General features: G+C 61.8%; 5 protein-coding genes. All 5 read left to right on the forward strand.

Going from position 1 to position 7,219, the window contains the following annotated elements:
- The first annotated feature begins 589 nt into the window (after positions 1-589).
- Positions 590-3,166, forward strand: a complete 2,577-nt coding sequence (gene ppk1, locus I2G43_RS02400; RefSeq protein WP_229071491.1) for a polyphosphate kinase 1 — start codon at positions 590-592, stop codon at positions 3,164-3,166.
- 85 nt (positions 3,167-3,251) lie between these two features.
- Complete coding sequence (rlmD, locus tag I2G43_RS02405; RefSeq protein ID WP_195534948.1) at positions 3,252-4,580, forward strand: 23S rRNA (uracil(1939)-C(5))-methyltransferase RlmD; 1,329 nt, start codon at positions 3,252-3,254, stop codon at positions 4,578-4,580.
- Positions 4,581-4,686: 106 nt separating this feature from the next.
- A complete protein-coding gene (locus I2G43_RS02410; protein ID WP_055287259.1) occupies positions 4,687-5,229 on the forward strand; it encodes a DJ-1 family glyoxalase III in 543 nt (180 codons plus the stop codon).
- Positions 5,226-5,807: a Maf family protein gene (locus I2G43_RS02415; protein ID WP_195534949.1), complete on the forward strand. Its 582-nt coding sequence runs from the start codon at positions 5,226-5,228 to the stop codon at positions 5,805-5,807. The genes I2G43_RS02410 and I2G43_RS02415 overlap by 4 nt, the downstream gene beginning before the upstream one ends.
- Before the next feature lie 101 nt (positions 5,808-5,908).
- Positions 5,909-6,910, forward strand: a complete 1,002-nt coding sequence (locus tag I2G43_RS02420) for a P1 family peptidase (protein WP_195534950.1) — start codon at positions 5,909-5,911, stop codon at positions 6,908-6,910.
- Positions 6,911-7,219 lie beyond the last annotated feature (309 nt).

The following is a 7,219-nucleotide window of genomic DNA, read 5'->3' on the forward strand; positions in this document are numbered from 1 at the left end:
TCTCGGAAGGCACGTGCAGACCTTTCGTCATGGCCTCCTACCTTTCTTTCGGGCCTTACTGGCCGAATTTATCAGCGCCCCTCCGTTTGGAACGCTGCTTGCTGACAGCTCTAGTTATATCCAAAACCCACCCGCAATTCCACCTCGCCCCCGAACGGTCAGCAAAGTTCGATGAACGGTATATCGCATACGATTCCCCCATGATGCACTTCGGTTATCTAAAGTAGGTTTTCTAAGGTAAACGTTCTTTTTTCTGAAGAATCAAGCCAGATTTCATAAATACCTTCGTGTTTAGGAACTGCATAGCGAAAACGGTTTTCTGCATATATATGACGCTTGTTCACGTTTCTGCCTGTATTCGATGATATTCAGCTCGCAATCATTCTTATTCATATATTCTCACCAGTTGAGTGAGGATATAGATTGCCTGCAATACGAGACGGGCGGTTAGTTGAATGCCTTGGCAGCGTAAGAAGTAGGTAAAGATACCGTTCGCGCAATACGTCCGTGCCACAAGTCGACTAAATTGAGACAATAGTAAATAGTGTTAGGCTACCGTCCCCCTTGGGGACTGAACGGACAGATGCATATGCCGAGCAAAATCGAAAAGAAGCAAGCCGCCGCAAAGCTGCGCAAGCCGCCGCGCGACTTCTCGTACACACAGAACCGAGAGCTCAGCTGGCTACGCTTTGACAACCGCGTGCTCGACGAAGCCTTCGATGAGTCCGTGCCACTGTTCGAGCGCCTTAAGTTCGTCTCAATCTTCGAGTCCAACCTCGACGAGTTTCTTATGGTGCGCGTGGGCGGCCTGTCCGACCTGGCCGAGCTCAAAAAGCAACCCGTCGACAACAAGAGCAATATGACCGCCTCGGAGCAGGTCGAAGCCGTCGTGGCGAAGCTGCCCGGGCTCCTCGACCGCTGGGAGTCCATTTTCAAGAGCATCGAGGGCAAGCTCGACGCCTTGGGCGTCCACCGCGCACGCGTCGATTCGCTCACGCCGGAGGAGCGCACCTTTGTCACCCGCTACTTCCAGGCCTACGTGTCGCCGGTCATCTCGCCGCTGGTGATCGATCCGCGCCACCCCTTCCCCAACCTGCGCAACGGTGCACTCTACCTGGCCTGTGGCCTGGATGGCGTCACCGACGAGGAGAGCCTGCTGGGCCTGATCGAGATTCCCGCCTCGATGAACCGCGTAGTCGAGATCCCCTCGCCCACCGGTACCTACTCCTACATCCTGCTCGAGGACGTCATCCTCGCCTGCCTGGACAGCTGCTTTGGCTCCTATAAGCCGCTCGACCGAGCGCTCATCCGCGTCACCCGCAACGCCGACATCGACCCGGACGGCGAGGGCGTCGAGGAGGAAGAGGACTACCGCCAGCACATGAAGCGCATCCTCAAGAAGCGTCTGCGCCTGCAGCCGGTAGTGCTCGCCGTCTCGGGTTCGCTCGAGAAGCAAACGCTCAAGACCATCCGCAAGGCGCTTGAGCTTTCGCGTCGCTCGGTCTTTACCTGCGATATCCCGCTCAACCTGGGCTACGTCTTTGGCATTGAGGGCAAGATTCCCGAGCACCTGCGCAACGAGCTGCTCTTTACGCCGTTTAAGCCACAGCCCAACCCCACCATCGATATGACCCGCTCCATCCGCGAGCAGGTGCTGCAGCACGACAAGCTGCTCTTTTACCCCTACGAGGCCATGAATCCATTCCTGGACTTGGTACACGAGGCCGCCTACGACCCCGAGTGCATCTCGCTGCGCATCACGCTCTACCGCGTGGCAAAGCAGAGCCGCCTGTGCGAATCGCTGATCGACGCCGCCGAGAACGGCAAAGAGGTCACGGTGCTCATGGAGCTCCGCGCCCGCTTTGACGAGCAGAACAACATCGAGTGGGCCGAGCGCCTGGAAGAGGCCGGCTGCACCGTCATCTACGGCTCCGAGGGCTTTAAGTGTCACTCCAAGATCTGCCAGCTCACCTATCGCGAGGGCATGGCACTTACGCGCCTGACGCTTTTGGGCACCGGCAACTTTAACGAGAAGACGGCCAAGCTCTACAGCGACTTTATGCTCATGACCGCCCACCCCGGCATCGGAGAGGACGCTAACCTGTTCTTCCGCAACCTGTCGCTGGGCAATCTGCGCGGCGATTACCGTTTCCTGGGCGTGGCGCCCGTAGGCCTCAAGCCGCTCATCATGCGCGGCCTGGATCGCGAGATTCAGCGCGCCCTCGTTGGCGAGCCCGCCCGCGTGTTCTTTAAGCTCAACTCGCTCACCGACCGCGAGGTCATCGACAAGATCGCCGAGGCATCGTGCGCTGGCGTACGCGTGGACATGATCATCCGCGGCATCTCGTGCCTCAAGCCGGGAGTTCCGGGCAAGACCGAGAATGTGCACGTCCGCTCCATCGTCGGACGCTTTTTGGAGCACGCCCGCGTTTATGCCTTTGGCGTGGACTCGGACATGATTTACCTGAGCTCGGCCGACATGATGACGCGCAACACCGAGCACCGCGTGGAGATCGCCTTCCCCGTGCTCGACCCCACCTGCCGCGCCCTGGTGCACAAGTACATGGGCATGCAGCTGCGGGACAACGTGAAGGCCCGCAGCCTGACGAGCGACGGTACCTGGGTTCCCGTGGAGCGCAAGGAGGGCGAGAAGCCCTTCAACTCGCAGGAAGCCCTGCTGGAGCGCGCCTACCGCAACGCCGAGGCTGCCGCGCAGCAGCGTGCGCAGGAGAAGGAACGTGTGGCCGAGAAAGCTATTCAGAGTGAGCTTGAGCACGAAGCAGCTGTCGAGCCTGTTGCCGAGCCGGAGGCTGTCGTCGCTCCCCCGGTGGCAGAACCCGAGCCTGTCGAGGAGCCGGAGGCCGTCGTCGAGGCCGTAGCCGAGCCCGTCGTTGAGACGGAGCCCGTCACCGCTGCCGCCCCCGAGCCGCAGCCGGCGGCGCCCGTGGTCCAGCAGGTCCAGGCGACCGTCATTGAGCCCGAGCCCGCACCTGAGCCTCAGCCCGAGCCGCAGGTCGCCAAGCCCACGTCCGAGACGAGCGCCCGTCGCGAGAAGCCCGCTGGCAAGACCAAGGCCATCGAGCGCCATCGCCCCGGTCGTGTGCGCATGGGTCTGGGCCTGATTGGCTTAGGCCTAAAGACGCTCATTACCGGCAAGACCAAATAAACGTTTGTAGAAGCGCCCCGTATTTGAGGAAAGCCTCGGATGCGGGGCGCTTTTCCCTGCTACCATGGTGCGGACAACAACGCGAATGACAGGCAGGAATATGAAGCTCACCATAGAATCGATGACGTACGGCGCCGACGGGCTGGCGCACGCCGACAACGGCAAGGCCGTTTTTGTGCAGGGCGCTGTGGCGGGCGACACCGTCGAGGCCGAGGTCGTGCAGGACGGCAAGTCGTTTATGCGCGCCCGCACCACCGAGATTCTGGAGCCGAGCCCCGATCGCATCCAGCCTCCCTGCCCCTTCGTGGGTGTTTGTGGCGGCTGCTCGTGGGGCAATCTCTCGCGCACCGCGCAGCTTGCCGCCAAGGAGCAAAACCTGCGCTCCACGCTCGAGCGCATCGGCAAGTTCAGCCCCGATCAGGTCGATGAGCTGGTGCAACCTATCCGTCACACCAAAGACGACTGGGGCTACCGCAATAAAATCGAGCTCGAGCCGACCGTTGCCAACGGTCGCGTGCGTCTCGGCATGCACGGCGTAGATCCCAGCAAGATCGTGACCGTCGATTCGTGCCCGCTGTTCGACAAACGCTTCCCTAAGGCACTCAAATCGGTCGTCGGCGCACTCAACTATCTGAGCGGCAGCCACGACTTGGGCCTCGAGCGTGTGGGCATTCGTGCCTCGCGCCGTACCAAGGCGCTCGAGGTCGCGCTCTGGACGCCCACGGGCTCCTTCCCGCGCTCGCAGGTCTCGCGCGTGCTGGCAGACGCCGCGCACCCCACGAGCGTTGTACGTGTGATGAGCAAGGGCGAGAAGAAGGCCCGCCGCGTCTCCAAGGTCGAGATGCTCGCCGGCGAGGGCTCGTGGACCGAGAGTATCGCCGAGGGCCAGATGCGCTTGTCTGCCCCGTCGTTCTTCCAGGTCAACACCAAGGGTGCCGAGATTCTGATCGAGCTTGTCATGGAAGCGCTCGACCCGCAGGAAGACGAGCTGGCTGTGGACCTGTACTGCGGCGCCGGCACCTTTACCCTGCCGCTCGCCCGCCGCTGCGATTTTGTCGCCACCGTTGAGGCCTATGGCCCTGCCGTGCGCGACCTGCGCCGTAACCTGGAGATTAACAAACTCGATAACGTCGACGTCATTGGCGGTGACGCCGTGCGCGAGTTCCCCGACCAGGATGCCGACGTTTTGGTGGTCGACCCGCCGCGCGCGGGCTTGGCACCCGAGGCCATCGACCTCATCGCCAGCACGAGCGCCCGCGATGTCGCCTACGTGAGCTGCGACCCGGCCACCTTAGCGCGCGACCTCAAGCGCTTTGTCGAGGAGGGCACCTTCTCCCCCGTCAAGATCACGCCAGTCGACCTGTTCCCGCAAACCTTCCACTGCGAAACCGTCGTCCACCTCAAGCGCAACTAGCGCCCTATCATTGCCCATAAAAATCATTCGGCGATTGAGCGTGGCAAGCGGGCACCTTCGGGGTATAAGACGGCTAATTGTATGCCGCCTTACGAAAGGAATCCTCATGCCCAGCGTTGCCGTTCTCGCCGCCGATGGCTTTGAAACTATTGAATGCTTGACCATGGTCGATGTCATGCGTCGCGGCGGCGTGCGTGCCACGCTCGTCTCTATCATGCCCACGCGTGAAGTCGTAAGCTCGCTGCAGATCCCCGTAACCTGCGATGCGCTCTTCGACGAGATCAACTTTGACGAGTACGACTGCGTTGTGCTGCCCGGCGGTCTGCCCGGCGCCACCAATCTGCGCGCCGATCAGCGCGTCTGCGATGTGGTCTGCGAGTTCGCCGCGACCAAGCACGTTGCCGCCATCTGCGCCGCCCCGTTTATCTTGGGCGAGCTCGACCTGCTCGAGGGGCGCCACGCCACGTGCTTCCCCGGCTTTGAGAAGAGCTTCCCCGAGGGAGCCTATACCGGCGAGAAGGTCACGCAGGACGGCAACATCATCACCGCCAGCGGCATGGCCCAGTCGCTCCCCTTTGCGCTCGAGCTGCTTCGCACACTCGCCGGCGACAAGGCTGTCGAGAAGGTCGCAGAGGGCATCCAGCTATGATTTTGGCTTCGCAATCGCCGCGCCGCATCGAGCTGATGCGCGAGGCGGGCTATGACATTCGCATCATTCCTGCCGATATCGATGAGACGCCGTTTGATGGCGAGGCGCCACTTACGCTTGTCGAGCGCCTGGCACGAGCCAAGGCCGCTGCTGTCGCCGCCGAGCATGCCGAGCCCACCGAGCTGACCGTCGCGGCCGACACGATCGTTACCTTCGATGGCAAGATTTTAGGCAAGCCGGCAAACGAGGACGAGGCCCGCACCATGCTTCGCGAGCTTTCGGGCCGCACGCACCAGGTCGCAACCGGTGTCTGCATCGTTAAGGCCGGCGACACAACCGCCCCGCATGCCGCCGAGAGCGTGTCGTTTGTCGATGTGACGGACGTGACGTTCTACGAGCTTACTGATGAGCAGATTGAGCGCTACGTCGCCTCGGGCGAGCCCATGGATAAGGCCGGCGCCTACGGTATTCAGGGCACGGGCGGGCGCATGCTCGTGCGCGGTATTTCGGGCGACTTCTACAACGTGGTGGGCCTACCCATCGCACGCGTCGCACGCGCGATTCAAAAACTCTCGTAATTGCATCTGGCGCTGGGTATCCCCCAGCGCCTACAATTTTGCCGTACCGTACGGATCCCGACCGGGCATAAGGCCCGGCGGAAAACCGATAGGAGTAAAACATGGACACACTGCTTGAGGCCATTGACGTTTGCGATGTCGATGGCTTTTGCTTTGGCAACTATACGGACGAGGAGGCCGGCACCGGTTGCACCGTAATCGTGGCAGCAGAAGGCGCCACCGGCGGCGTTGACGTTCGCGGCGGTGCCCCGGCATCGCGCGAGACCGACCTGCTGCGTCCCGAGAACACCGTCGATAAGGTCCACGCTGTCTGCCTCTCGGGTGGATCGGCCTTTGGCCTCGAGGCAGCAAGCGGCGTTGCCCGCGAGCTCGAGAGCCGCGGCATCGGCCTGCCCGTCGGCCCCACGCAGGTGCCCATCGTATGCTCCAGTTGCATCTTCGATCTCGCCTACGGCGACCCCACGGTTCGTCCCGATATCGATGCCGGCATCGCCGCCGTTCGCGAGGCACTCGATAACACCCCCACCAGGCTTGAGCAGGGCAACGTTGGAGCCGGCACCGGTGCCACGGTAGGCAAGCTCATGGGTCCTGCCACCTGCATGAAGGCAGGTCTTGGCGCCGCCGCCGTGGCGCTTGGCCCCATTAAGGTGGGCGCCGTGGTCTCAGTTAACGCCTGCGGCAACGTCGTTGACCCCTTCACCGGCGAGTGGGTCGCCGGCATGCGCGCCGCAGCCGATAGCGACCAGATCGTCGACATGGAGCTCGCAGCCTTTGCCGCCGCCGGCTCCATGCAAATGCCGCTCGACCGCACTAACACCACCATCAGCTGCATCGTCACCAACGTGGAGCTCACCAAGGCCCAGGCCACCAAGGTCTCCCAAATGGCCGCAGACGCCTACGCGCACGCCATCCGCCCCACGCACACCACCAACGACGGCGACACCATCTACACCCTCGCCAGCGGCAAACTGGGCACCCAGGCAAGCGCCGCCGTACCCCTAGACCTGTTGGGCATGCTCGCTGTAAGGGCCCTTCAAACCGCCATCGTAAACGGAGCCAAAACCGCCAAAACCTCCCACGGCATCCCCGGCGCCGCGAAGTAAACTAGCTCGTCCGGTTGCCCGGTGGGGCTTGGTTATGTTTGCTGCTCTACAGTCCTGGCTCGCACGAAGAGCACATTAAGTGCTCTTCGGCTCGTGCGGAACTCGCGACAAACATAACCAAGCCCCACCGGGCAACCTACCAACCAGCTTCTTTTCAGCCCAGGCCCCTGTGTACCGCGCGTCAAAGATTTTCAAATTCTGTAGCCTGACATTAAGCTGGACATAGCAGAGGACCCCTGGTCCTTAACTTGATACGAGTTCCGCAATCAGAACCACCCTTAAAAAGGGTGGTTTGCTCTTAGGGTATAA

It is taken from the genome of Collinsella aerofaciens (genome assembly GCF_015557435.1).
Lineage (GTDB): Bacteria > Actinomycetota > Coriobacteriia > Coriobacteriales > Coriobacteriaceae > Collinsella > Collinsella aerofaciens_Z.

Coding starts and splice junctions, on each gene's coding strand:
- ppk1 (WP_229071491.1), top strand. CDS start 590: ATGCCGAGCAAAATCGAAAAGAAGCAAGCCGCCGCAAAGCTGCGCAAG.
- rlmD (WP_195534948.1), top strand. CDS start 3,252: ATGACAGGCAGGAATATGAAGCTCACCATAGAATCGATGACGTACGGC.
- I2G43_RS02410 (WP_055287259.1), top strand. CDS start 4,687: ATGCCCAGCGTTGCCGTTCTCGCCGCCGATGGCTTTGAAACTATTGAA.
- I2G43_RS02415 (WP_195534949.1), top strand. CDS start 5,226: ATGATTTTGGCTTCGCAATCGCCGCGCCGCATCGAGCTGATGCGCGAG.
- I2G43_RS02420 (WP_195534950.1), top strand. CDS start 5,909: ATGGACACACTGCTTGAGGCCATTGACGTTTGCGATGTCGATGGCTTT.